Source organism: Paenarthrobacter sp. NPDC089988 (assembly GCF_044748465.1).
In the GTDB taxonomy this organism is placed as follows: Bacteria; Actinomycetota; Actinomycetes; order Actinomycetales; family Micrococcaceae; genus Arthrobacter.
The window spans coordinates 155,724-180,656 of sequence record NZ_JBIVGD010000011.1 but is presented as its reverse complement, the minus strand read 5'-3'; the positions used below and the strand labels follow the sequence as shown (position 1 = coordinate 180,656).

Annotated in this window: 21 protein-coding genes; 7 read left to right on the top strand and 14 right to left on the bottom strand. The window is 63.0% G+C overall.

The window, feature by feature from the left end; genetic code table 11:
* Positions 1–19 precede the first annotated feature (19 nt).
* A complete protein-coding gene (locus ACIPV6_RS14610; protein WP_400271563.1) occupies positions 20–1,456 on the bottom strand; it encodes an MFS transporter in 1,437 nt (478 codons plus the stop codon).
* A gap of 135 nt (positions 1,457–1,591) precedes the next feature.
* On the opposite strand from ACIPV6_RS14610, the gene ACIPV6_RS14605 reads away from it, so the two are divergent.
* Together ACIPV6_RS14605 and ACIPV6_RS14600 are read left to right on the top strand one after the other, a co-directional pair.
* On the top strand, positions 1,592–2,365 hold the full coding sequence (locus tag ACIPV6_RS14605; protein WP_400271562.1) for a GntR family transcriptional regulator: 774 nt from the start codon (positions 1,592–1,594) through the stop codon (positions 2,363–2,365).
* 26 nt (positions 2,366–2,391) lie between these two features.
* Entirely contained in the window at positions 2,392–3,318 is a 927-nt protein-coding gene (locus ACIPV6_RS14600; protein WP_400271561.1) for a PfkB family carbohydrate kinase, read from the top strand.
* Positions 3,319–3,324: 6 nt separating this feature from the next.
* On the opposite strand, the gene ACIPV6_RS14595 is transcribed toward ACIPV6_RS14600, so the two are convergent.
* The 3 genes from ACIPV6_RS14595 to ACIPV6_RS14585 all read right to left on the bottom strand — a co-directional run bounded on the left by ACIPV6_RS14595 (position 3,325) and on the right by ACIPV6_RS14585 (position 5,700).
* Positions 3,325–3,609 (bottom strand): acylphosphatase, encoded by a 285-nt coding sequence (locus ACIPV6_RS14595; protein WP_400271560.1) that lies wholly within the window; start codon positions 3,607–3,609, stop codon positions 3,325–3,327.
* Positions 3,610–3,704: 95 nt separating this feature from the next.
* Positions 3,705–4,520, bottom strand: coding sequence for a glycosidase (locus ACIPV6_RS14590; protein ID WP_400271559.1), 816 nt, complete (start codon positions 4,518–4,520; stop codon positions 3,705–3,707).
* Positions 4,521–4,668: 148 nt separating this feature from the next.
* On the bottom strand, positions 4,669–5,700 hold the full coding sequence (locus ACIPV6_RS14585; RefSeq protein ID WP_400271558.1) for an adenosine deaminase: 1,032 nt from the start codon (positions 5,698–5,700) through the stop codon (positions 4,669–4,671).
* 82 nt (positions 5,701–5,782) lie between these two features.
* Here ACIPV6_RS14585 and ACIPV6_RS14580 point away from each other — a divergent pair, with 82 nt between their 5' ends.
* The gene (locus ACIPV6_RS14580; protein ID WP_400271557.1) at positions 5,783–6,682 is read left to right on the top strand and encodes an MSMEG_6728 family protein; all 900 of its coding nucleotides are present in this window, start codon (positions 5,783–5,785) and stop codon (positions 6,680–6,682) included.
* Positions 6,683–6,696: 14 nt separating this feature from the next.
* Positions 6,697–7,059, top strand: a complete 363-nt coding sequence (locus ACIPV6_RS14575) for a DUF1622 domain-containing protein (RefSeq protein WP_400271556.1) — start codon at positions 6,697–6,699, stop codon at positions 7,057–7,059.
* 194 nt (positions 7,060–7,253) lie between these two features.
* On the opposite strand, the gene ACIPV6_RS14570 is transcribed toward ACIPV6_RS14575, so the two are convergent.
* From ACIPV6_RS14570 to ACIPV6_RS14560, 3 genes are all read right to left on the bottom strand, one after another.
* The gene (locus tag ACIPV6_RS14570) at positions 7,254–9,809 is read right to left on the bottom strand and encodes a DUF4132 domain-containing protein (protein ID WP_400271555.1); all 2,556 of its coding nucleotides are present in this window, start codon (positions 9,807–9,809) and stop codon (positions 7,254–7,256) included.
* A 5-nt stretch (positions 9,810–9,814) separates the two neighbouring features.
* The gene (locus ACIPV6_RS14565; protein WP_400271554.1) at positions 9,815–10,168 is read right to left on the bottom strand and encodes a hypothetical protein; all 354 of its coding nucleotides are present in this window, start codon (positions 10,166–10,168) and stop codon (positions 9,815–9,817) included.
* A gap of 107 nt (positions 10,169–10,275) precedes the next feature.
* On the bottom strand, positions 10,276–12,654 hold the full coding sequence (locus ACIPV6_RS14560) for a Tex family protein (RefSeq protein WP_400271553.1): 2,379 nt from the start codon (positions 12,652–12,654) through the stop codon (positions 10,276–10,278).
* An 80-nt stretch (positions 12,655–12,734) separates the two neighbouring features.
* On the opposite strand from ACIPV6_RS14560, the gene ACIPV6_RS14555 reads away from it, so the two are divergent.
* On the top strand, positions 12,735–13,031 hold the full coding sequence (locus tag ACIPV6_RS14555) for a hypothetical protein (protein ID WP_400271552.1): 297 nt from the start codon (positions 12,735–12,737) through the stop codon (positions 13,029–13,031).
* A 45-nt stretch (positions 13,032–13,076) separates the two neighbouring features.
* On the opposite strand, the gene ACIPV6_RS14550 is transcribed toward ACIPV6_RS14555, so the two are convergent.
* The gene (locus tag ACIPV6_RS14550) at positions 13,077–13,508 is read right to left on the bottom strand and encodes a CBS domain-containing protein (protein WP_400271551.1); all 432 of its coding nucleotides are present in this window, start codon (positions 13,506–13,508) and stop codon (positions 13,077–13,079) included.
* 390 nt (positions 13,509–13,898) lie between these two features.
* On the opposite strand from ACIPV6_RS14550, the gene ACIPV6_RS14545 reads away from it, so the two are divergent.
* Entirely contained in the window at positions 13,899–16,133 is a 2,235-nt protein-coding gene (locus ACIPV6_RS14545) for a hypothetical protein (RefSeq protein WP_400271550.1), read from the top strand.
* Between the two features lie 89 nt (positions 16,134–16,222).
* Here ACIPV6_RS14545 and ACIPV6_RS14540 read toward each other — a convergent pair whose 3' ends face one another.
* Positions 16,223–16,675, bottom strand: a complete 453-nt coding sequence (locus tag ACIPV6_RS14540; protein WP_400271549.1) for a nucleoside deaminase — start codon at positions 16,673–16,675, stop codon at positions 16,223–16,225.
* Positions 16,676–16,784: 109 nt separating this feature from the next.
* On the opposite strand from ACIPV6_RS14540, the gene ACIPV6_RS14535 reads away from it, so the two are divergent.
* Complete coding sequence (locus ACIPV6_RS14535) at positions 16,785–20,348, top strand: TM0106 family RecB-like putative nuclease (protein ID WP_400271548.1); 3,564 nt, start codon at positions 16,785–16,787, stop codon at positions 20,346–20,348.
* Between the two features lie 48 nt (positions 20,349–20,396).
* On the opposite strand, the gene ACIPV6_RS14530 is transcribed toward ACIPV6_RS14535, so the two are convergent.
* The 5 genes from ACIPV6_RS14530 to ACIPV6_RS14510 all read right to left on the bottom strand — a co-directional run bounded on the left by ACIPV6_RS14530 (position 20,397) and on the right by ACIPV6_RS14510 (position 24,931).
* Complete coding sequence (locus ACIPV6_RS14530) at positions 20,397–21,116, bottom strand: triose-phosphate isomerase family protein (RefSeq protein WP_400271574.1); 720 nt, start codon at positions 21,114–21,116, stop codon at positions 20,397–20,399.
* Between the two features lie 38 nt (positions 21,117–21,154).
* Positions 21,155–22,504 (bottom strand): MFS transporter, encoded by a 1,350-nt coding sequence (locus tag ACIPV6_RS14525; protein ID WP_400271547.1) that lies wholly within the window; start codon positions 22,502–22,504, stop codon positions 21,155–21,157.
* A 189-nt stretch (positions 22,505–22,693) separates the two neighbouring features.
* The gene (locus ACIPV6_RS14520) at positions 22,694–23,458 is read right to left on the bottom strand and encodes an SDR family NAD(P)-dependent oxidoreductase (protein WP_400271546.1); all 765 of its coding nucleotides are present in this window, start codon (positions 23,456–23,458) and stop codon (positions 22,694–22,696) included.
* A 19-nt stretch (positions 23,459–23,477) separates the two neighbouring features.
* Positions 23,478–24,446: a 3-hydroxyacyl-CoA dehydrogenase family protein gene (locus tag ACIPV6_RS14515; RefSeq protein WP_400271545.1), complete on the bottom strand. Its 969-nt coding sequence runs from the start codon at positions 24,444–24,446 to the stop codon at positions 23,478–23,480.
* Positions 24,447–24,448: 2 nt separating this feature from the next.
* Positions 24,449–24,931: a ribose-5-phosphate isomerase gene (locus ACIPV6_RS14510; protein WP_400271544.1), complete on the bottom strand. Its 483-nt coding sequence runs from the start codon at positions 24,929–24,931 to the stop codon at positions 24,449–24,451.
* Positions 24,932–24,933 lie beyond the last annotated feature (2 nt).

Sequence of the window (24,933 nt, the reverse complement as noted above, 5' to 3'; positions counted from 1 at the left end):
TGGGGACCGCCGTCGTGCTTTAGATCTTTTCGCCCTTGGGGGCGGCGATGAACAAGCTCACCACAAACGCCAGAACCGTGATTCCCACGGAAATCCAGAGCGCTGTGGAGTACCCGGCCGCGGTGCCCAGGCCCGCGAACGGGGCAACAACCACGACGCCGAGACTCGCCCCGATGCCGAAGCTCGCTCCGTTGATGCCCGGCAGGGCGGCTGGGGCTTCCTTGGGCGAGAGGAGGACGGAAAGACCGTTGATCGCGGTGAGGAAGAACCCGTTGTAGAAAATGCCGAGCGCAGCGATGGCGATCAGGACGGCGATCTGGTTGTTGGCAAACAAGGCAGCCACGATCGCGCAGGCAAGGCTGGCCGCAGAGCCGATGCGGACGGTCTTGATCCAGCCGCGGCGGTCGGCAATCCAACCGGCGAGAGGAGCTGCGAAGACCCCGATCAACGCTGCGGGTGTCAGGAAGAGCAGGGCGGCGACGGATGCTGACAGGCCGAAGCCGTTGGTCTTGTCCTGGCTCAGGAGCACCACGGTGAAGTTGATGATGGCGAAGATTCCGGCGAGCGTCAGGACCGTGGTGGCAATGACGGGCCACACCTGGCGGGAGCGCAAGTGATGGACGGCCACCAACGGGGTTTCGCGCTTCTTCTCGATCAGCCAGAACGCGGTGAAGGAGGCGATGCTGCCGGCAAGGAGACCCAGCGCTGCGGGAGAAGTCCATCCGGCCGAGGAACCGGTGGAGACGAAGTAGGTGATGAACACCAGGAACACCGAGAGTGAGCCTGCGCCCCACCAGTCCATGCGGCCGGGCGCGGCTGCGGACTTGCCGCCCGGGACCACTTTGATGACACAGACGACGGCGATAGCGGCCAGTACCAGCACAGCGACGAAGATCGACTGGAAGCCCATGGTCTCAGCCATCAGGCCACCGAAGTAGCCGTCCACGCCACCCACGCCACCGTTGATGGCGGCGATGATGCCGATGGAGGTGCCGAAGAGCCGTGCGGGCAGGTATTCGTTGAGGACGATGTAGGACAAGGCGAAGATCGCGCTTGAAGTGCCCTGCATGAAGCGGCCCGCTACCAGCAACGGAAGGTTCGGGGCGAAGATGCACAGCACCGTTCCCACGCCCATGATGGCCAGGACCAACAGAAGCGCGGTGCGTCGGCCGATGAAGTCGCTCCAGCGTCCAATCACGGGACCGGAGATGGCACCGGCCAGGAAGAACATGGACTGGACCTGGGCAACGGCTTCGGGAGACTCACCAAAGAACGAGCCGATGTGGGGCAACGCAGGGGTGATCATGCTGGCGTTGAGCTGGAACGCGAGAACGGCCAGGACCAGCGTGGTGATCAGGAAGGCGGCGGCACGGCCTTGGAAGCGGTTTACGTCTTCGACGCCGGCGGGTGCCGGGGCTGTTTCCTGCGGTTCCACCGCGGTGTTGGGGATGTTCACATCAAACTCCTTTGTCCGAGGGCGCCGGCGAGCGCCGCGAGATGTGAGTTGTTATACAAGCATGTATTACTCGCTTGTGCAACCTCTCACATTTCTCCGGTACAGTGTCCCTAACCGATTCCAAGCGAGGTTCCCTTGACCGACAACGCTGTCCAGTTCCTGTCCCGGCCCATCGCTGCCCAACAAGGGCAGCCCCTGCGCGTCGCGGCCTACTCCCGCATCGCAGAGGCCATCAGGACCAAGCTCCTGCCGCCGGGCTCACTCCTGCCCACGGAAACAGAACTCGGCACCATGATGGACGTGAGCCGCACCGTGATCCGGGAGGCCCTCATGCTCCTGGAAGAAGACGGTCTGACACGTTCACGGCGCGGCGTAGGCCGGTTCGTGGCCGATACCCTGCCCAGGATCGGGATCGAACACATCCGTCCGTTCGACCAATTGCTCGGCGGCCCCGACCCGGACATCCAGGTCAAACGCGTGGCAGCGATCAAGCAGCCGGCCTCCGAGTTCGTGGCACCCGGCCTGGGCGTCCAACCCGAGGAAGACGTCTGGTTCTGGGAAAGCGTCCTCATCCGCGAGGGCGAACCTGTGGCCCACCTGCAGGAAAACGTGGCGCTGGACCTTCCGGAAGCCGCGGCGTTGCTGGATGCCGCTGAAGCTCCCGGGCTGCCGGCACAGACACTGCTGGAAATCCTCGCCAGCCTCTCAGGCAGCACCCTGGGCCCCGGCGAATGCCAGATCAGCCTGAGCACCGCCGGCCCCAGCCGTGCCAAACTCCTGAACCTTCGTCCCTCCGATCCGGTTCTGGTCCTGACCCAGTACGTTCGCCGCAACGGCGCCCCGGTCTACTTGGCCAAATGCCTTGTCGCCGCCAGGGCCGGCCACCTCTCCGTTATCCAATCCTCCTGAAGTTCCGTTCCAAGATAGGGCCCTCCATGAGCACTTCTCCTGCACTCACTGTTGTGGGCAGCATCAATCTCGACATCACCGCCACCACCCACCGGCTCCCGTCCCCCGGGGAAACGGTAGGCGAGGGTGTGCTCCGCCAGCAGCCCGGCGGCAAGGGGGCCAACCAGGCCGTGGCAGCGGCCCGGCTCGCGGGAGCCTCCCGCATGGTCGGAGCCGTAGGCCGGGACGAAGCAGGGCGCACGCTCCTTAACGCGATGGCTGACGCCGGCGTCGACGTCGGCGATATTGCGCACGTGGATGAACCCACGGGCACCGCACTCGTCCTGGTGGATTCCGCCGGCGAAAACCAGATCGTCGTATGCCCGGGCGCCAACGGGCACGTCATTGTGGAGGGCGTCACGTTTGGTGAAGGTCCCGTGCTGTGCCAGCTCGAGGTGGACCAGGAAGTCGTCCTTGCAGCGGCCCGGGCCGCCAAGGGCTTCTTTGCCTTGAACGCAGCACCTGCGGCACCACTTCTGCCGGAACTCCTGGAACGCTGCGACCTGGTGATCGTCAACGAAACCGAGTACGGGTTGATCCCCGAGCTGCAGGACGCGCCGTTGGTAGCGGTGACCTACGGCGGCGAGGGCTCGGCGATCCTGGTTCATGGCGAGAAAGTTGCCGAAGCGCCCGCCGTTTCAGTGAAGGACATTGCCAACACCATCGGTGCCGGCGATGCGTTCTGCGCCGCCATGGTGTTGGCGCTGCAATCCGGGTTGGACCACCGGCACGCCCTTGCTGCAGCCAACGCCGTGGGCGCCGATGCCGTTCGGGATGCCTCCTCGCAGCCGGCCCTGCAGCGGCTGGAGCATTACATCGAAGCAACCCGCCCCACGGACTTAACCTCGCTCAAGCGGGTGAAGACGGAGCTAAGCACTGCCGCGATTCTCGCCGACGTTCGCGGGGACCGCTGAGTTGGCCTAGCCGAGGATCTTGAACCCGTAGAATTCCCCGGTCCAATCGGAGACTTCAATGTCAACCTTGTCAACGCGGCCGGGGCCGCGGGACGAATGAAGCCACTGCACGAATTGGTCCATTTCCTCCCGTGGTCCCTCGGCCACGATCTCCACGGACCCGTCGGAGCGGTTCCGGACCGTCCCCTTCAGCAGGAGTTCATCGGCTTTTCGGGCCGTCCAATAGCGGAAACCTACGCCCTGGACCACGCCGGAAATGCGTGCCGTGAGCCTCATGTCCTCCGTCTGCATGGACCAACCTTAACGAATCCCGCCCTTGTTCGCTGCTTCCGACCTTCAAAGCTTGGGTTGAGCGCACAAGGGCAGGATTCTGTGTTGTGGAGCAGCTAGCTCACCACGATGTCCCGTGTGGCGTGGTTGTACGTGAAGGTGACCGGGCCGCCGTCGTGGTTCAACTCGTGGTTGGCACCATCGCGGGCGCCGAACGCGCCGTAGTTCTCCTCCCACGAGCGGTTCAGCGCGATCTTGTAGGTGTAGAAACCGGCAGGCAACTCAGCGGTCAACGACCACAGCTGGACCAGCGGATTGAACTCCATCTGTGCCTCGTCATACTGCGGCGCCCAATCCTCGGCCGCACCCAGGAGCTTGTTGAAGTCGCCCGCAATGGCAACGGCTTCCGGCTGTGGCAAAGTCTCGACGGCGGGGGCTGCGGCTGGTTTGGCCGGCGCCTTGCGCGTGGTCTTCTTGACGGCCTCGGCCTTCGGTGCAGCGGCCTTCCTGGGAGCAGCAGCCTTCTTCGGAGCGGCGGCCTTCTTGGCCTTGGGCTTGGCCGGCGGGGCCGTCGGCACGGCGACGTCGTCCGGAATGGGAGTGCCGGCGTCGAGCGCTTCCGCGAAAGCCGAAACGTCCGGGAAGGCGACCGTTGCACGCAAGCCGTCATCCGGGATGGTCCAGCCCGAGCGGCCCTTGACCAGCCAGCCGGCCTTGACCAGCTTGGCAGAGGCCGAGGTCAGGTTCTTGTGGCCGCGCGGAATGCCGCCGCTCAACAGCTCTGCCTCGTGGGCGTCGAAGGGAACGCGGACTGTTGCTTCGGCCAACACTTCACCGGCGTTGAGCGTATCTCCGGACCATACGCTTTCGGCGAGGATGTCCAGTACGGCCTTCAGACGAAGGTTGGTGTTCTCGGCGGTGCTCGCGCCCATGCTTCTCCTTCAACGGGTGGATACTCACCCAGCAGTTTGCCAATGATTTGTTAATTCCGGCGACTGCAAAAGGTAAACACCGTGTGTCGTGACCGAGTGTGACATTCATGACGCCACAAGTGAGCGAGGTGTCTCGGCTCAGGCCCTGCTACTGCTGCGGAACGGACTCCTTGACCCACTCCGTCACTTCGTCCAGCAACACCTTTTTCCGCTCGTCGCTGGCGAAGGAAGACCGGATGGAGTTCGCGGCGAGAGTGGCCTGCTCAGGCACGGAAAAATTGTGGACTTTCACCAGCTGCTGGTAGTTGTCATCCACGTATCCGCCGAAGTATGCGGGATCGTCGGAATTCACGCACACGTTGAGTCCTATGGCCAGCATCTCCGGGAGCGGGTGGTCCTCGAGTTTGTCCACCGCGCGGAGCCGGACGTTGGAGAGCGGGCACACCGTCAACGGCACCTGCTCGGCAACCAGGCGCTGGACCACAGTGGTGTCCTCCATACAGCGGATGCCGTGATCAATGCGTTCAGCGTGCAATACATCCAGCGCCTCGGTGATGTACTGCGCGGGGCCTTCCTCGCCCGCGTGCGCGATCCGGCGCAGCCCGGCGTCCAGCGCGCGCTGGTACAGGCGCTCAAACTTCGACGGCGGATTGCCCACCTCTGCGGAGTCCAGGCCGATGCCAACAATCGGTGCGTGCATGGCCAGGAGTTGGTCGAACACCTCCAGTGCCGAAGCCTCGGACATGTCACGCAGGAATGCTGCGATCAGAAGCGTTGAAACACCGAAGTCCTCCTCCGACGTAGCCAGCGCGTTGGCTACTCCGTTCACGCACGTTTCCAAGGAAACCCCGCGGGAAACGTGCGCCTGCGGGTCCATCATGATCTCGGCATGGCGGACTCCCCCGGCGGCGGCGCGCTTCAGGTAGTCGCGGGTCATGTCCGTGAAGTCCTGCTCGGTCTGCAGCACGGCCATATTGGCGTAGTAAAGGTCCAGGAAGGACTGGAGATCCGAGAACTCGTACTTCTCGCGCAGCTCTTCGATGTCCTCATAGGGCAACTCGATGCCGTTGCGCTCAGCGAGGGAGAAAATCAGCTCTGGCTGCAGGGTCCCTTCGATGTGCAGGTGCAGTTCGGCAACCGGGGGTGCCGTAATCGTCGTTTTCTCACCAAAAGTTTCCACCCGACAACTCTAGGCCGAAGTCAGGCGCGTGTCCCGGAGCACTCAACTTGGTTCTGAGCCCCGGCACCGCCAAACTGAAGGGATGCAGACTTTCCTCCCCTTCGCCGATTTCCGTGAGAGCGCCGCCGCGCTGGACACCTCAAGGCTCGGCAAGCAGCGCGTCGAAGCCCTCCAGGTGCTCCGCGCCCTCGTCATCCCCGAGTACGGATGGCAGAACCACCCGGCCGTTCGCATGTGGATGGGCCACGTCCCCGCCCTGACCCTGTACGGCCTGGCCATGGCCGACGAATGGATCAAGCGCGGACACCCTGACAACACGCGGGACAACATCACCGAATTTGCCCCACAGGCAGCCCACCCGGACTACGCGGGAAAGATCGTCATGCCGTGGTGGCTTGGCGACGAGGACCTGCATGAGACGCACCGTTCCAAGCTCATTGGCAAGGACCCCAAGCATTACAAGCATCTGTTCCCCGGCACCGAAGAGCGGCTGGACTACATCTGGCCCGAGCCGCGGCACGAATTCCACCCCGAAGATCCGGAAGACGACCGCTTGTGGATCCTCCGGTCCGCCGTCGAGGACCTCCGTCCGGAAGACCTGCGCACCGTCAGCCTGCCGCCGCACGGAAAGGCCCGGCCCGCAGCCGATCCTGACGAGTACCAGTTCGTGTACCAGGAGGAGAAGTCCCGCAGGAATCTCGGCGCACCCAAGAAGCGGCCGGTCAAGCTCGAGAAGAAGCCCACGCGCAAGCGCGCCGCGGCCGAGGAAGCGTTCAACGTCCTTCCCGGCAAAACAGAGATCGCGGTACCGTTCGAGGGCGGCCGGATCTTCGCTCTGGGCAAGGTAGTGGGCCGGCCCATCACCGTGGACGGACGTTTTGCCCGCAACTTCGAACTCACGGATGTGATTGACCGCGCAGCTTTCGACTACCCGGCCCTGCTGCAGGATCCCCGGGTGTTCTTCCCCGTTCCCGCACCTTAAACGCCAGGAGGGCCATGGATTTCCAGCACATCATCGAGGTAGTAGGCCGCTACATGGATTTTGCCGGTGTGGCGGTGATGGTGGTTGGCGCGGTAGTTTCCCTTCCACTGGCCCTCCGCGGCTTTCAACCCAAGCGCGCCGAGGGGCTGGCTCCGTTCTCCCCCTACCGCGCCTACCGGCAATTGCTGGGCCGGTCCATCCTGTTGGGGCTCGAACTCCTGGTGGCCGCCGACATCATCCGGACGGTCGCAGTGACTCCCACGTTTGAAAGTGTGGGCGTCCTTGCGATCATCGTCCTGATCCGGACGTTCCTGAGTTTCTCCCTGGAACTGGAAATCACCGGCCGCTGGCCCTGGCAAAAAGAAAAGACTTCGTGAGCCTGGGTTCCCGAGATTCTCGGCGACGGTTTCGAACAGACGACTCTGGAGCCCGACGGCGGTGCTGTCGCAACCTTGGTCGGGCCAGCATTTAACTACCTGGTGCCCGAGCCCATCAGGTGCGAAGCCTTCAAACGAAAAGAGCTCTGGCTTCCCGCGGCGACGGGAGCGGCCGGAGCAAGGGTTATCCGGCTCTAACTGGGCGCGCTGCGGCGTGCACCGTGAATCTGGCTGAGGATTGATGGATCCGTGATTTTGTGGTCGTTCATGAGCATGAAGGCCTTCGACAGGATAGCGGCTAGCCTCCCGGCTTTTTCTTCGAAGGGCAGGAAGATCCGGCCGGTGCGTGCGGAGGGCGCCTGCACAATGCAAAGGTATGCATCATCTGGTTCCATCAAGATGTTTCCAGACCCGAGGTGGATTTTGTAGGAGCGCTGTGTGCCGCGCACGATGAGGTGGCGATCTGTCAGATGGCAGCGCTCGGACAATGCCGTGCGGGGAAGGATTTCGCTGAGATAACCATGCCGTGATTTCGCTGATTCCGAGAGCACCGCAGTGTGCGAGTTGGCCCAGTAGTCCCTGACCTGGCCATTCGGATGGTCGGCCCAGTCCAAGTCCGGCCCGATTGCTGCCACGGCGGTAAACAGGTCGATATCCCTCAAAGCCTCGCTGAACACCCCCAGCGGCACATCGGTCACCTCAACGGACTCCCAGATGTCCCGCGAAACGCGCCGCTCGAACCACACCCTGTTGGTGGAGCACAAGGATGTGCGGTCTTCTTCTGGATCGAGACTTTCAATGCTGAATCCGACCCTGAGCTTTTCGTCGTGGAAGCCCAGGTAAAGACAAGAGTCTTGGCCGCCGTCCCACGAACCAAGTTGCGCGCCGTGCCAACCGCGTTCCTTCGCTAACGCCTGCAGCCGCGGATAATCCAGCACATGCGCTGCGAACCGGTTGGAATAGTCCTTGGTCTCGCGTTCTGCTGGAGTCAGAAGGTACAGCTCCCTGTAAGCCTGCTTGAACGGCTGCCTCGTCCGATCCCTGATGATCTGCGACCGCCAAGAACGCACTTCTTCGGCGTCACGTTCCCATGGTTTCCAGAGAACCACGACGTCGCCGTCGCCTATTGAATGGGCCTCTCCTCCGATTCCCACAAGATCCCAGCTATCGGCCTCATCATTCTGCCGGGGGTAACCGGAGAATTCTTGTCCGTGGGACCTGATGGTCCATAGCAAGGCGCACGCGGTGGTTCGCACTATGGGATGTTCAAGATATCGAGTACGGAAATCGGATCCGGACCACATCCGGTCGGAGGCCATAAGCCGTTCAATTCGGCCGCGTTGGCTTATCAGCGCTTTCCGCGTTTCGCTGACTGCCCGTTTGACTACTGCAAGTTGCGGCGTTTTCTTCAGCTCGGACGGGATGTCAACTGCCGTTCCTGTGACTTTGAACCATAGGTCTTCCACGGCAAACCCTGTGGGTCCGTGGCTAAGGACCAACTGTACTGTGTACCCACCGACGGCGATGGTCTTCTTGCCGTCCCGGTCAAATCCCAGATCTGGAATGGCCGTTTCTAGCAGTTCCGAGGGGGAAACCCCCCGCTCAACGGAAAGTTGATCGACGACGTTGACCAGGCGCTTATGCAAGTTCTTGTTTTTCACCACATCGCGGAGCCTAGTCAGGGCACCAACGACTTCTGTCGTGGCGGCTGGGTGACTCTTTGCGATCTCCAACAGCACCTCCACACCGGCATTGGCTCCGGCTGAGGACCGACAGACTCCGTTGCGGCCGTTGTGGCCGGCTCCCAGATACGTGGCCGCATCGCGAAGGAGGGTGATATCTCCGGTCGCGTCGGGCTGGAGGGCGAGCAACCAGAAGGAAGCACGAAGGAGACTCCCTGTGTGCGGGGTCAGACATGAGACTTCGCCACGGTCGGTGGTGGCTGTCCTCTCCGCGGCAATACCAAGCAAAGCCTTGGCCACCATCAGTGCGGCAGGATCCTCGGCAACACGGATGGCCGCCTCACGTTTCCACTTCGCTGTGGGTTTTGGTCCGGTCAATTCGCTCATGAAGAGAAACAGGCGAGCGGATCGGTGGTCGGGCATGAGAGGCCGGACCGCCTCCCCTACCTGAGGTCCGATGTCATCAGCATCCATCACATACTGCAGCGGGATGCGGCCTTGTTCTCCGTCGTCGTCGAGCAACAGTTCTCCGAATTCTCGAACTTCAGGATGCAGTCCCGCGCCACCACGGAAATCGACAAGTAATTGCTCTTCCATTCGCCTGGTTGCCGATGGAAGTCTCCTGCGCTCCACAGGTTTCAAGGCCATCAGGGGACCGTGAAAAGCACGGCGCCAAGAAGGGTAGATGAACCTGGAGTAGGGCACATGTGTGAGCATCCAACCGAGTTCCTCGGCATCCCAGTCCAAAGGAGCCAATTCCGAGAGCGCGTGCAGGGCTTGCTCAACAGGCGGATACATGTGGACGCGACCTTCAGGAATGCCGTCTGGTTCGTAGTACCTGTCAGCAATGCCGTATCGATGCTCGTCGACGTGCCTGAAAGCGAAACCGAAGGCGCCCTTTCGGCCGGCCGGATCGAGCCGCTCAAGGTAGGCAGTGAACCTCTCCCGGTACTCCTCTGCGTCCTGGGGTGCAAGCTTCGTCTTGAAGAACTTCAGTAACGGTCGCCGCTGCTTATCGGCAAGTCGTCGCAGGCTTTCGGGCATTTCAACGAACTCGATGGTTTCCATAGCACTCACCCTCCGACCAACGGTACGAGCCTAATGAAGGTGGCATCGGTCGCTTTCAGGACGTCTACCTCATCAGTCAGTTCGCAAACCTGTTGATTGTCTACCATCACGAAAAAGGCATTCCTTTGAAATCCTTTTACCGCAATGTCCGCCTGCTGTTTCCAATTCAAAGGCACACGAACCTTATTACCGCGCCCCTGTACATTCAATTCACGTTCCCGGGCGGATGGTTCCACCAGCCCCGCAATCTTGGCATCACCGTGAGCGTTATAACGAGCGACCTCTTCGCGCACGCGCCACCGGATCAGATCCTCCACGGTAATGACGTCTGGCAGCCCTGCCAGCTCAAATTGATCCACCGCCCCAGTTCCTGGCAACCTCTCGTCACTGATCCGCAATGTAGCCACAGTCACCCCTCTGTTTTGACATGTCCGCATCTTATGGGCCGGGGCCGACAATACCGCGCCTACTTCCCCAGCCCTGCCCGGCGCAGGGCCTCGGCCATTGCCGTATTCGCGGGGGCGGTTTGTGACTGTGTGGGTTTGCCATGGCGCTGACCGCCTTGCTGCGGACGCCCCTGGTTTCCCCGACGATCTCCCCGACCAGGTTGACCGCTCCGGCCGCCGGAGCCACGTCCACCCGCGGCACCAGGCTCGTCGTCGAGCCGCAGCGTGAGTGAGATGCGCTTCCGCTCGGGATCGGCTTCGAGGACCTTGACCCGGACCACTTGCCCTGACTTCACGATCTCCCGCGGATCCGAGACAAACTTGTTGGACAGGGCGGACACGTGGACCAGCCCGTCCTGGTGCACTCCAACGTCCACAAAGGCACCGAACGCGGCCACATTGGTGACTGTGCCCTCCAGGATCATGCCGGGCTTGAGGTCGGAGATCTTCTCGATGCCTTCGGAGAACGAGGCAGCCTTGAAGGCCGGACGGGGGTCGCGGCCGGGCTTCTCCAACTCGGACATGATGTCCTTGACCGTGGGCAAACCGAACGTGCCGTCAACGAAGGCCTGCGGGTCCAGGGCCGTGGCCGGTCCACCGCCGGCGGCTACCAGGATCTTGCGGGCCACGGAGTAGGCCTCGGGGTGCACGCTGGAAGCATCCAGGGGCTCGGCTCCGCCCGTGATCCGGAGGAAGCCCGCACACTGTTCGAACGCCTTGGCGCCCAGGCGCGGCACCTTCTTCAAGTCGCTGCGCTTGCCGAACGGGCCATTCTCGTTCCGGTAGGCCACAATATTCTCGCTCAGCAGCGGGCCAACACCGGCCACGCGGCTCAGCAACGCGGGTGAGGCCGTGTTCACGTCAACGCCCACGGCGTTCACGCAGTCTTCCACCACGGCATCCAGCGATCGGTCCAGCTTCGCGGCGGTGACATCGTGCTGGTACTGCCCGACACCGATCGACTTTGGCTCGATCTTCACCAACTCGGCAAGGGGATCCTGCAATCGTCTGGCAATCGAGACAGCACCGCGAAGTGAGACGTCCATGCCGGGCAGCTCGGACGCGGCCAAGGCGGAGGCGGAATACACAGAAGCTCCCGCCTCGGAGACCACCAGCTTCTGGACTCCCGTCACACCAATGGCTTCCAGCGATTTGATGAGTTCAGTGGCCAGCTTGTCCGTTTCCCGCGACGCCGTGCCGTTGCCGATGGCCACCAGTTCAATACTGTGCTGCTTGGCAAGGCGACCGAGCGTGGCCAACGCTTCGTCCCACTTCCTGGCAGGAGCGTGCGGGTAGATAGTGTCAGTCGCCACCACCTTGCCGGTGCCATCCACCACAGCAACCTTCACGCCCGTCCGGAGTCCCGGATCCAGGCCAAGGGTGGCGCGGTTTCCGGCCGGGGCCGCGAGCAGGACGTCACGCAAGTTGGCTGCAAAGACCCGAACGGCTTCGTCCTCGGCGTCAGCGAACATGCGGCCGCGAAGGTCCGTGGTGAGCCGGTCCAGGATGCGTCCCCGCCAGGCGAGCTGGGCAGTCTGGGTAAGCCAAAGGTCGGCGGGCCGGCCCTGGTTGGCGACCCCGAGTGACTTGGCCACAGCGTTCTCGTAGCGACCGCGGGCGGCGGCCAGGGCGTCGTCGTCGGCTGGATCTGCTTCGGCGAGGTCCAGCTCCAGGACGCCGTCCTTCTCACCACGCAGCAGCGCGAGCACACGGTGTGAGGGCATACCGGAAGGGACTTGGGTGAACTCGAAATAGTCCTTGAACTTCTGCCCTTCGGCCTCCATGCCCTTCTTCACGCGGGAGACCATGCTGCCTTGCTTCCAGAGGCGTTCGCGAAGATCCTCGGCAAGATCCGGATCCTGGGCCACCCGCTCCACCAAGATGGCGCGGGCTCCGGCGAGCGCGGCGGCAGCATCCCCGATGGAGTGCTCGGCGTTCAAGTACTTGGCAGCTTCCGTCTCCGGGTTGAGCTGCGGGTTCGCCAGCAGGACGTCGGCCAGCGGTTCAAGGCCGGCCTCGCGGGCGATCTGGGCCTTGGTGCGGCGCTTGGATTTGAAGGGGAGGTAGATGTCTTCCAGCCGCGCCTTGGTATCGGCACCGACGACGGCGGCCTCCAGTTCCGGGGTCAGCTTGCCTTGCGCTGCGATCGCCTCGAGGACGGTCTTGCGGCGTTCCTCCAGTTCTCGCAGGTACCTCAGCCGTTCCTCGAGGTCGCGCAGCTGGGTGTCATCGAGCGTCCCGGTGGCTTCCTTACGGTACCGGGCGATGAAGGGAACGGTGGATCCGCCGTCGAGCAGTTCCACCGCGGCTTTGACCTGCCAGGCCTGGACGCCAAGTTCCTTGGCGATGAGTTGGTGGATGGCAGAGTCGGCTGACTGGTGTTGGAGATTTTGGGTCACCCTGACAGTTTGCCCCAGATGGCTGACAGTTTTCAGGTCCGGCCCTATGCCGAGGGCGCTGTTAGTGCTGTAGTTGGACCATGCAGGAACTGCTGATCATCCTCCAGGACGGATTCGCTTCCGATGACGTGACGGTGACCGTCAACGGCAAGGAAGCTGTGTCCGAGAGGGACGTGTCCACCAAGATGTTGCTGGGCATGGCGGACGAGGTCACTGTGGAACTTCCCGCCAAGGGTGCCACGGTGGGGGTTGAAGTCAGCAGCCGGAAACTCAGCGCAACCAGGAAGCTGGCTGGAAAACCGAAGAGCCTGATCGTCTCGATCGAGGACGGCGAACTGGTGTTGCGCGAAGGGACGGGCCGCGAGGCGTTCCTCTAGGGAGCGCTTCGCGGCGGCTGGATTACGTGCGGTTCGTGGCCCGGGCTAGTGGGCCATGTGTTCCCTGGCGGAAATGTGCTCCACCATCTCGCCTACACGTTCCTCGGCATAATTCCGGGCAATATCACCCTGGCTGATGATGCCGACGAATTTGTGGTCGCTGATGACGGGCAAGCGGCGTACCTGGTGTTCCTCCATCATCCGGATACATTCATCGATGCTGGCATCCGCATCAATCCAGTAGGGCTTGCCTTGGGCGAGTTCGCTGGCGCGCACTTCGCGGGCGTCCCTTCCTTCGGCCAGGCACTTGACCACGATGTCGCGGTCGGTGATGAAGCCGGAGAGCTTGCCATCATTTCCGCAAATAGGAAGCGAACCACAGTCCAATTCCTTCATCTTGCGGGCAGCTTCCTCAAGAGTCTGGTCTTCAGGAATGCACCAGGCATTGGTTGTCATGAATTCACGTACGACACTCACGGGATCCTCCTTCATCGATTGGGGTCATCGACGCAGGGTCCTGAGGGGCGGGGTCCTTGTGGGGCTGGGTCCTTCGGCTCCGACGCCGATGGAGCCAGCCTACGCCCGGCGGTGTGCAGTGACCAGCCGACAGCGCTTCTCGACGAGCGAAAATTCCCCAACAATCCTCTGGATATAATCCATTCGTTGGAGTATCCTCGTTTTGGGTTATTCACGGCTTCTGGGCATTGGCCAAACACCCCTTCGGGACTCCCCAACTCGCACCGCCCCGCCCTGAACCGTCATGCCGCCGATCCGCCCGGAGCAGGCCGACTCACAAGGTCCTGCTGCCCTCGGCACGGCATCGGCGAACGCATTGTTGTTTGCTTGCAGCGCGAGAAAGATCCTCCCATGGACATCCCCAACGTCCCCAGCACCCTCCTTGACCCCGTCCCCCATCACCCAACAGCCATCCCCTCTCCCCCTCTGCCCGCTCCATCGCCCGCTTCGTGGTCCTGGCCTACCGAAGATTGGTGGCGGTGCTGGCGATCGGCCGCCGTGAGCGGCCGCTACGAAGGAAACCAAGCCGTCACCGGTCCCGTCGGCAGCGCGCTTGAGTTGAGGCTCGACGTCGATCCCCGCCAAGGCGTCGAATCTCCCGTCCTTAACAAGGTCAGCGGTGATTTCTTCAGCACCCGCCAAGTGAAAGTCGGCGGCCTGACACAGACCGTGAAAACCTATGTGGAGTCGTGGATCGTTGACGCTCCCGTGGTGACCATGACCCGCTCTGATGCACACATCACCGGAACGGTCCGGTATTGGAAAGGCACCCACCCCACCACCACGGTGGACATTGTGGTCACGTGGCAGCACGGCGCCATCTCGGGAGCCGTGGCAACGTTCACCGGCGGCGGCGTGGCCGGGCAACCCTTCGCCTGCAAGTACCGCTCCGACAGCTTCAGGGACGTCAACCTCGAGCTGGATTATTGCCAGTCCGTGGACATTGAACCCAAAGTCCCCGTCTACAACAACCACGCCCACAACAACCGTCCGGCGGATCTCGCCGAGCGGACCCTGAGCATCGAGTCCTCCTATAAAGACGCCGGAGTTTCGGTCACCATCGACCCCGCGCACACCGTGATCGATGACAGCGCTGCGGGCTTCGCTTCGTGGAGTGTCGGTGAACTCCACGACGCCATGGAAACCTCGTTCGGCAAGTACAACTCGGGCTGGCCCGCGTGGAATCTTTGGGGTGTCCAAGCGGGCCTCTTCGATTCTGCCGGCGTGGGTGGCATCATGTTCGACGCCGCTGCGGGCTTTGGCGGTGCCGGTCGCGGACCCGACCGCCAGGGTTTTGCGGTCTTCCGCAACCACACGTGGTTCACCAACCTCGTCAGCAACCCCTCCACGCAGGACCAGGCCTGGGCCATGCGGCACTTCCTGTACACCTGGGTCCACGAGGCCGGGCACGCCTTCAACTTCCTGCATGCCTGGGACAAGGCCCGTCCGGATTCGTTGTCCTGGATGAACTACGACTGGAAGTACGATCAGCGCAACGGCGCCGATACTTTTTGGGCCAACTTCCGCTTCCGTTTCGACGACGACGAGTTGCTCCATATGCGCCACGGCGACCGTGCTTCCGTGATCATGGGTGGCGATCCCTGGGCCTCGGGCGGCCACCTCGAATCTCCTCCCGGTGCCATGACGGTCTCCGGGCCGGGCAGCGACGTGGAACTGGCGCTTTCCGCCAAGAGCTACTTCGACTACATGGAGCCGGTGGCCATCGAGTTCAGGTTGCGGAACACCAGCGATGCACCCGTCCTGGTGGATGGCCGCTTGGATCCGCGGTACGGGAACACCACCGTGTATGTCCAGAAACCCGATGGAACCGTGGTGTTGCACGAATCCGTGGTGTGCTTCTACGGCCTTCCTGAGCTGGTGACGCTGGCGCCCGCGGGAACCACGGACGGCAGTGACCGCTACAGCGAATTGGTCCAGCTGGCGTATGGGACCGTGGGCTTCGCCTTCGACCAACCAGGCCAGTACCTGGTCAGGGCTGTCTACAGCACGGACGGCGTCGTCCAAGCGTCCAATACCTTGCCTTTGCGGGTTGGTTTCCCGGTCACCAAGGAAGAGGACCGCTTCGCTCCGGAGTTCTTCACCCGCGAAGTAGGTCTGACCCTGGCCTTCGAAGGCTCCATGTCCCCGCACTTGAGCAAAGGCCTGGACACCCTGACCGAAGCTGCCGAGCGGTTCAGCGGTGAGCCTTTGGGCGTCAAGGCGGCCACCGCCGTCGCGCAATCCGTGGGAGATGACTTCTACCGGCGCAAAGACGACAAGATGGTCAAGCACCACAGTGCCGATCCGCAGCGGGCACTCGCGCTGACCGACGCAGGACTGACCACGTTCCAGCAATCAGGGGCGCCCACGAGCAACCTGGCCTACCGGAACCTGGTGGAGCTGCGGACGGCTCTGCATGTGAAGGCCGACGATTCGGCGGCCGCGAAGTCCGAGGTGGAAACGCTCGCCAAGGACCTTGGAACCCGGGGCGCCAATCCCTCCGTGGTAGCACAGGTCAAGGAACTCAGTCCCTCAGCTCCGGCGGCCCGTTCCCGCCGGTCGGCTCCGAGGAAGCCCGCCAAATAGTCGTCGGTTGACTGTTTGACACGTGGCTCCCCAGCAGCCGGTGACGGCGGCACCCGCCCTTGGTGCCGCCGTCGCTCCTTGTTTGCGCCCTACTCGGCAATGTCCTCGGCCCACAACTCCGGATGCTCGGCTTGGAACGTGCGCATCATGTCCACGCAACGCGGATCATTGAGGACCTCCACTTCCACGCCGCGTGAACGGAGGAGGTCGAATTCGCCCGGGAAGGTCTCGGCTTCGCCCACCACCACGCGCGGGATCTTGAACTGGATGATGGTCCCCGTGCACATCGCACAGGGAGCCAGCGTGGTGTAGAGCGTTGTGTCCCGGTAGCTTTTCTGCCGGCCTGCCGCCCTCAGCGCTGACATCTCTCCGTGGGCGATCGGATCGCCGTGCTGCACACGTTCGTTGTGGCCGCTGGCGACGACTTCTCCTCCACGGGCCAGCGCGGCGCCGATCGGAATGCCACCTTCGCTGAGGCTCTTCTGTGCTGCCTGGTAGGCGGCTTCGAAACCTGGGTCCGCGGTGCGGGCTGATTCAGTCATGGGGGCAGTCTAAAGTGCAAGGCCTCCTAAAATGTCGGGGCCCGCTGATAGCTTGGCAGCAAGGGTTCAGCTTTGCTTGGCGATTGTTTGGCGATAGGAGTAGGTCACCGTGTTCTTTCTCGATCCGGAGGCAGCACGCGCGCCGAAAGACCTGGTTTTCTCCGCGAGCGACCTCGTCATTGCGGCAACCTGCGAGTACCAGGTGCTGCGCAAACTGGACGAGAAACTTGGCCGCTCCCCGGTTCCCGATTTCGCCGCCGACGCCATGCTGGAACGCACGGCCAAGCTGGGCGACGTCCACGAGCACAAGGTCCTGGACGAGTTCCTGGCGGAATTCGGGCCTTGGGATGCGGCTACTGGAAGAGGCGTGTACGACGTCGTTCCCGCCACCGCGATGGACCGCGCCAGCCTTTCGGCCAAGCACGCGGAATCCATCGACGCTTTGCGGTCCGGGGCGGACATCGTGTTCCAGGCTGCCTTCTTTGACGGTGTTTTCCATGGGCGGTCAGACTTCCTGGTCAAGAAACCGGGCGGCAGTTACGCCGTGTTCGACACCAAGCTGGCACGGCATGCCAAGGTGACTGCGCTTCTGCAATTGGCGGCCTATGGGGATCAGCTACTGAAGGCCGGGATCACCCCGGATCCGGTGGTCACGCTGGTCCTGGGCAACCGCGTCCACTCAGACCATCCCTTGGTCGAAATCCTCCCGGTCTTCAAGGAACGCCGTGATCGGTTCCTGGCGATGACGGCCACCCACATCGCAGAGCCTGACCCCGTTGGGTGGGGCGACTCCCGGTATTCCGCGTGCGGACGTTGTGATTACTGCGCCGAGCAGGTGGTACTGCACCGCGACCTCCTGATGGTTGCCGGCATGCGCATCAGCCGGCGCAAGAAGTTGATCGAGGCCGGGGTCTCCACCATTGATCAGCTCGCCTCACTGCCGGCCGAGGGCGACCACACTCTGCTGCGGCTACGCGAGCAGGCACGGCTTCAGACTGGCACTGGAACTCCGGACGGAACGGTCAACTACACGGACAAGACCGGCGTGGCCAAGAGCGTCTCATATACCGTCCTCCCGGACAACACGCTCGGCAGGCTGCCTGCACCTGATCCCGGGGATATCTTCTTCGACTTCGAGGGCGATCCGTTGTGGCAGGATCCCGCCACGGGCAAGTGGGGCATCGAATACCTTTTCGGCGTCATCGAGGACCCCGCAGAATCTGGTGGGAAGCCGGTGTTCCGCCCTTTCTGGGCGCACTCGCGCGAGCAGGAACGGCAGGCTCTTGTCGACTTCCTGGAGTACGTGGCCCAGCGGCGCAACCAGTATCCCGGCATGCACATCTACCACTACGCCGCGTACGAGAAAACGGCACTCCGCAACTTGTCGTTGACGCACGTGGTGGGCGAAACCGCCGTCGACGATTTGTTGCGGCAAGGCGTGCTGGTGGACCTCTACGATACGGTCCGCCACAGCATCCGCGTTTCCGAGAATTCCTACAGCATCAAGAAACTGGAGCCCCTCTACATGGGCCAGCACTTGCGCTCTGGGGAAGTGACCGACGCCGGGGCCTCCGTGGTTGCCTACGCGGACTACTGCACGGCCCGGGACACCGGGGAGGTTGAACAGGCCGCCACGATCCTGGAGAGCATCCGGGACTACAACGAGTACGACTGCCTGTCCACGCTGGAACTGCGGAACTGGTTGCTGGCCCGGGCTGCGGAGCGGTCCATTTCGCCCGGTCTCATTGTGGCGGACGAGGTCCAGGCGGAACCAGAGAAGTACGAGGCTCCTCCGGAAGAGAGGGCACTGTTCGGCTACCTTGAAGGACTGCCTGATGCCGAGCGTGCCACCGTGGATTCCCGTGCGATCGGCATTGTCGCTGCCGGTGTTGGCTACCACCGCCGGGAGGACAAACAGCATTGGTGGGGGCATTTCGACCGGCTCGAAAAACCCACCTCGCAGTGGGATGACGGCCGCGACATCTTCGTGGCGGACCACGCGGAGTTGCTCCGGGACTGGGCCAAGCCCGGGCCGCGCAAGAACCCTGTCCGGATAGTGAAGTTGCTGGGCCGCTCGGGTGATGGGGCGGGCTTGGAGCCCGGCAAGAAGTACTTCCGCATGTACGATCCCCCGTTGCCGGATGCTTTGGCGGCCAAGGAGTCGTCAGTCCTGGGCCGTGCCGGTTGGAGCGGAACTGAAGTTATTGAAGCCGGCGAGGGCGGGGACCTTGAATCCGTGACCATCGTTGAAGGGCTCCGCAAGGACTCCACGGAATTCAGCCAGCTGCCCATGGCCCTGACCCCGGACAGCCCGATAGCCACCACTGGCCAGAGGGCGGCGTTGGCGGCGTTGGCTACGAAACTCCGGGCGTCATTGCCGTCCTGGCCGAAGGATCCGGCACTGGACTTGGTCCGCCGGAAGCCACCGAGGCTGGCAACGCTCACCTCATTGCCGGAGGTAACGGCGGGATCCGAAGGATACATCGACGCCATCGCCGAAGCGGTGAAGGACCTGGACAACTCTTACTTGGCCGTCCAGGGTCCTCCCGGCAGCGGCAAGACCTACGTCGGAGCCCACGTTTTGGCCCAGTTGGTGGCTGAGGGGTGGAAGGTAGGAGTCGTGGCCCAGTCCCACGCCGTGGTGGAACACATGTTGTGCGCCGCCGTAGAGAAGGCCGGGGTGGATCCTCTTCGCGTGGCCAAGGAAGTCAAGCACAACGATCCTGTGCCCTGGGACGGTTGCGGAAAGGCCGACGTGCAGGACATCCTGTCCAAGCCGGGCGGTGCCCTGGTTGGCGGGACGGCCTGGACCATGGTGGGAAGCACTGTGCCGCCGGGTTCGCTTGACCTCCTGGTCATAGACGAAGCCGGCCAGTTCTCGCTGGCCAACACCATGGCCGTCAGCCGGGCCACCAAACGGCTACTGCTTCTTGGGGATCCGCAGCAATTGCCGCAGGTCACCCAGGGAACCCACCCCGAACCCGTGGACGAGTCTGCGCTGGGCTGGCTTTCAGATGGCTACAACACCCTCCCATCGGAGCTGGGTTACTTCCTTGCCCACTCCTGGCGTATGCATCCGGCCCTGTGCGAGGCTGTGTCCGATCTGTCCTACGACGGGCGCCTCGAAGCAGCACCCGTCTCCTCAAAGCGGCACCTCGAGGGAGTGGAGCCCGGGGTTGCGTGCGTCTACGTTGACCACACGGGCAATTCCACGTCCTCCGCCGAGGAAGCCGCAATGGTGGTGCAGCAGGTCCAGGCGCATCTGGGCTTGTCCTGGCTGGATCCATCCGAGGAGGGCGACGGTCCCCGTCAACTCTCCGAGTCGGACATCCTGGTGGTCGCGGCCTATAACGCCCAGGTCCAACTGATCAAGCACCAGCTCCGCTCAGCAGGGCTCGGCAAGGTCCGGGTGGGCACAGTAGACAAGTTCCAAGGCCAGGAAGCACCCGTAGTCATTGTCTCCATGGCGGCATCGGCGGCTGGCGAAGTCCCCCGGGGCATGGAATTCCTCCTCTCACGCAACCGGATCAACGTGGCGGTGTCGCGCGGGAAGTGGCGTGCCGTCGTCGTACGTTCGCCCGAACTGACCAACTACCTCCCGACGCATCCGGAGGGACTGGAGAACCTGGGTGGATTCATCGCCCTCTGCCAGCGCGCCCAAGCACCCATCTGACTAGCATTTGTTGTTGTTCTGAGCCCTGAGAACAACCACAAATGCTAGTCAGTTGGGCAGGGCGAGGGCTTCGTCCAGCACCCGGCCGAAGTTCACGGGATCGTGCGCGAACCGGCCCAGGAACAGCCCGGACACTCCGGCAAGCTGCGGCAACAGTCCTGGCTTGGCCGAACCGCCGTAGATGACGGGCAGGCGCGCCAAACCGTACGGAGCCAGCTGGGCGTGGACAGCAGCTACAACGTCCGAAACGTAGGCAGCAGAGGCAGGCTCAGCAGCCCCGATGGCCCAAATCGGCTCGTACGCGAGCACGATGCGGCCGGCAAGCGACCAGTCCCCGGCAACGGCTGCCTCGACGCTCGCGAACACCAGCGCTGCAGCCTCGGCGGGCTCGCAGCGAAGGTCCTCCCCGACGCACAGCAGCGGCGTCAGGCCATGCTCGACGGCGGCACGTACCTTGAGTGCCACGATCGCGTCGGTCTCGGCAAAGTGTTCGCGCCGCTCGGCATGCCCGATTTCCACGAGCTCCACGCCGAGCTCCGCCAGTATTGACGGCGAGACTTCACCAGTCCACGGCCCGTCTGCCCACCCGCAGTTCTGTGCACCAAGCACCAACGGAGAGTCGGCCAGGAGATCGGCAGCAGCAGGCAGCACCGGGAAGGACGGAATGACAAACGGGACCACCCGCCCGGCCGCGAGGGCCGGACGGGCGTCCACTTCTTTCACCAGCTGTTCCAGCCACGCCAGGGATTGCGCGTAGCCGAGGTACATCTTGGTACTGACCCCGATGTAGAGGGCCTCAGGCAACTTCACTTGCCCAACAACTCGTCAGCCTTATTGGTGAAGGCCCGGGTTCCGAACATCATGATCGCGGCCAGGAACGGTAACACCCCGAGGGCGTAGACGCCCATGGTTCCGGTGTCCGATGCCGTGACCTCATTGACTGTGGTGCGGAGGATCGGAGCGACGAAGCCACCCAGGTTGCCCAGGGAGTTGATGAGGCCAATACCTGCGGCCGCGGCCGTGCCCGTGAGGAACGCGGTCGGGTAGGACCACGCGATCGGTCCGATGGCGAGGAAGCTGCACACTGCCAGGGTGATGAAGATGATGCCGAGCGTCGGCTGGTGGTTGGCGCCGGCCCACGCGGATCCGAAGATGCACAAACCGGTGGAGACGAAGAGGGCCGTGCCCCAGCGACGGCGGCGGAGGACCGTGTTGGCTGCCTTGCCGATGAAGAAGCAGGCGAAGATGCCGAAGAACCACGGGATGGCGGTCAGGAGTCCGACGGCGAGGCCCACCTTCTGGCCGGTCAGCTGCGCCACCTGCTGCGGCAGGTAGAACGTCACGCCATAGACGGCGATCTGCAGGCAGAAGTAGATGATGGTGAAGTACCAGACCTTGCCGTTCCGCATGGAAGCGAGCACGCCACGGGGACCGGATTCTTCCTTGACGGTATCCTCGAGCGCCATGACATCAGTCAGTGCGGTCTTCTCATCCTTGCTCAGGAATTTGGCTTCCTGCGGGCTGTTGATCAGGAAGAAGAACGCTGCGATGCCTGCCAGCACGGCCAGCATGCCCTCCACGAAGAACATGACCTGCCAGCCGGCCACGCCGGGAACCTGGTCGCCGATGTTGATGAGCCACCCGGAGAGCGGAGCGCCGATCATCTGCGAGAACGGCTGGGCCAGGTAGAAGATGGCAAACATCTTCACACGGACCTTGTTGGGGAACCAGGCGGCCAGGAACATGATGACGCCCGGGAACAGGCCTGCTTCGGTGACACCCAGCAGGAAGCGCAGGATCACGAAGGACGTTTCGCCCTGCACAAACGCGAAGCACGCGGACACGATGCCCCACGTCACGGCGATGCGTGCCAGCCACACCTTCGCGCCGAACTTGGTGAGCAGCAGGTTGCTGGGGATCTCGAACAGTGCGTAGCCAATGAAGAAGATACCGGCACCCAGTGCATAGGCACCGGCCGTGATGCCCTTGTCCACACCGAGGGCGGCTTCTGCAAAGCCAACGTTGGTGCGGTCCAGGAAGGCAACAACATACAGGATGACCAACATGGGCATCAGTCGGAAGGAAGCCTTGGATATAGCCGACTTCAAGACCGGCGAATCCAGCAACTCCTTGGTGGAAGTTGAGGCAACGGACATTGAAACTCCTCTTTGAGTAGTCAGTTGGGGGAGATGGCTTGTGAGGGCGCGCGCCATCCACGCGGCAACCCTGCGCGGAGACGATCCGTCAGCGCGGGATGAAGATGAGCACCAGGCCCACTGCGCAGGCGAGGATGCCTATGGCGAGGTAGATCTTGCGTTCTCGGGTCCAGGTCCGCATGGACGTTCCTAGTGCATGTACAGCCCGCCATCCACATTCAGCGTCTGGCCGGAGATGTATCCGGCGTCCTCGCTGATGAGGAAGGCGATGGCTGCTGCGATGTCGCGGGTGGATCCGACGCGGTTGACCACGAGGTCCTTGACCAACTCGTCCTTGCGCTCGTCACTGAGTGTTCCGCCCATGATGTCGGTATCGATCGGGCCCGGCGAGATCGCGTTGACAGTGATGTCGTACTCACCCAGCTCGCGGGCCGTGGCGCGGGTCAGGCCAATGACGCCTGCCTTGGCCACGGAGTACGGGGTCTTGGAGAACGTGCCGCCGCCACGCTGGGCGGAGACGGACGAGATGTTCACGATGCGGCCAATCCGGTTCTTCACCATGGACTCGGCCACGCGGCGGGTTGCGAAGTGCACGCCGTTGAGGTTGATGCTGAGCACGCGGTCCCATTCGGCGGGCTCGAGTTCCAGGTAGCCGATGGGCGAGCTGACGCCTGCCACGTTGGCCAGAGCCACGATCTGCGGCAGTTCGGCCTCGAGTTCATTGACGGCGGCACGGACTTCGGCTTCGCTGGAGACGTTGGCTCCGACGCCGTGGGCTTGGACACCGTATTCAGCGGCGATTTCCTTGGCGGCGGCCTTGCAGGCGGCGTCGTCAAGGTCGATGATGCCGATGTTCCACCCCTGTGCTGCGAGGTAGTTGACGGTGGCGCGGCCAATGCCACGCTCGGAGACTGCACCGGTAACCACTGCGGTGCGTGATGCGGGGAAAGTCATGTCTTTTCTCCTAAAAGTGTCAGTTGATGGGTGCCGGGCCAAGCTCTTCAATGAGCTTCTGCATGGCCACATAGGCCTTGTTGCGGTAGGCGATGAGTTCCGGGGTCCGTTCGGCGGGAACGTTGAGGAAACCAGCTCCGGTCTTGGTGCCGAGCTTGCCTGCTTCCACCAGGTCGGAGAGGATCTTCGGCGTCGCGAAGCGCTCCGGGAATCCTGTCTGCAGGGACTTGTAGCAGAAGTTGTAGACGTCCAGGCCGGCCATGTCCGCGATGGCAAATGGCCCAAAGAACGGCAGGCGGAAGCCGAAGGTCGTACGGACCAGGGTGTCGACGTCGTCCGCCGTTGCGATCCCCTGCTCCACCAGCTGTGCCGCCTCGTGGAACAGCGCGTACTGCAGCCGATTGAGCACGAAGCCGGTAACGTCCTTCACGACGGCGGTCTGCTTGCCTGCCGCGTGGACGAGGTCACGCGATGCGGACACAGTTTCCACGGACGTTCCTGCGTGCGGGATGACCTCGACGCCCGGGATGAACGGCGACGGGTTGGAGAAGTGCACGCCAAGGAAGCGTTCAGGGTTGGTGACGGCCTCGGCCAGAGCCGCAATGGAGATGGTGGACGTGTTGGAGCCGATGAGTGCGTCCGGCTTGGCTGCGGCGCTGATGCGGGCCAAGGTCTGGTGCTTGATCTCCAGGACCTCGGGCACGGCTTCCTCAATGAAATCGGCACCAGCAACGGCTTCTTCGATGTCCTTGGCTGCCCACAGGTTCTGCTTGAGGATCTCCGTGGAGCCTTCCGGGAACAGGCCGTCTGCGATGAACTGATCCGACTCTTCGAGCAGGCGGTCGTAGTTCTTTTGGGCAACTTCGGCGGACACGTCCGCCAAGGCCACACGGGCACCGCCTAGGGCCAGCACCTGGGCGATGCCGCCGCCCATATAACCGGAACCTACGACGGCGATCTTGCGGGCTTGGGTTTGCGTTGAGGTCATGATCAGACCGCCTTCGTGTAGTCGGGTTCGTAGGAGCAGATAGCGTCCACCTTGGCAGCGGAGGCGGAGTTCTCGTCGAAGCGGTGGCCGAGCCATTCGGCCACAAGCTTCTTGGCCAGTTCCAAGCCAATCACCCGCTGGCCGAGAGTGAGGACTTGGGCGTTATTGCTCAGCACGGAACGTTCCACGGAGTATGCGTCATGTGCCGTCACAGCGCGGATTCCGGGGACCTTGTTGGCCGCGATGGCTACTCCGAGGCCTGTTCCGCAGATCAACAAGGCGCGGTCCGCTTCGCCTTCAGCAACCTTGCGGGCTGCGTCCACGGCGACGTGCGGGTAGGCGGTGGAATCGTTGGCGCCAACGCCGACGTCGGTCACGGCAGCCACGCGTGGGTCGGCTTCGAGCAGGGCTTTGAGAGCGTTCTTATACTCAACGCCTGCTTCATCGTTGCCGACGACGATTCGCCAGCCTTGGGTGTTGGTCATGC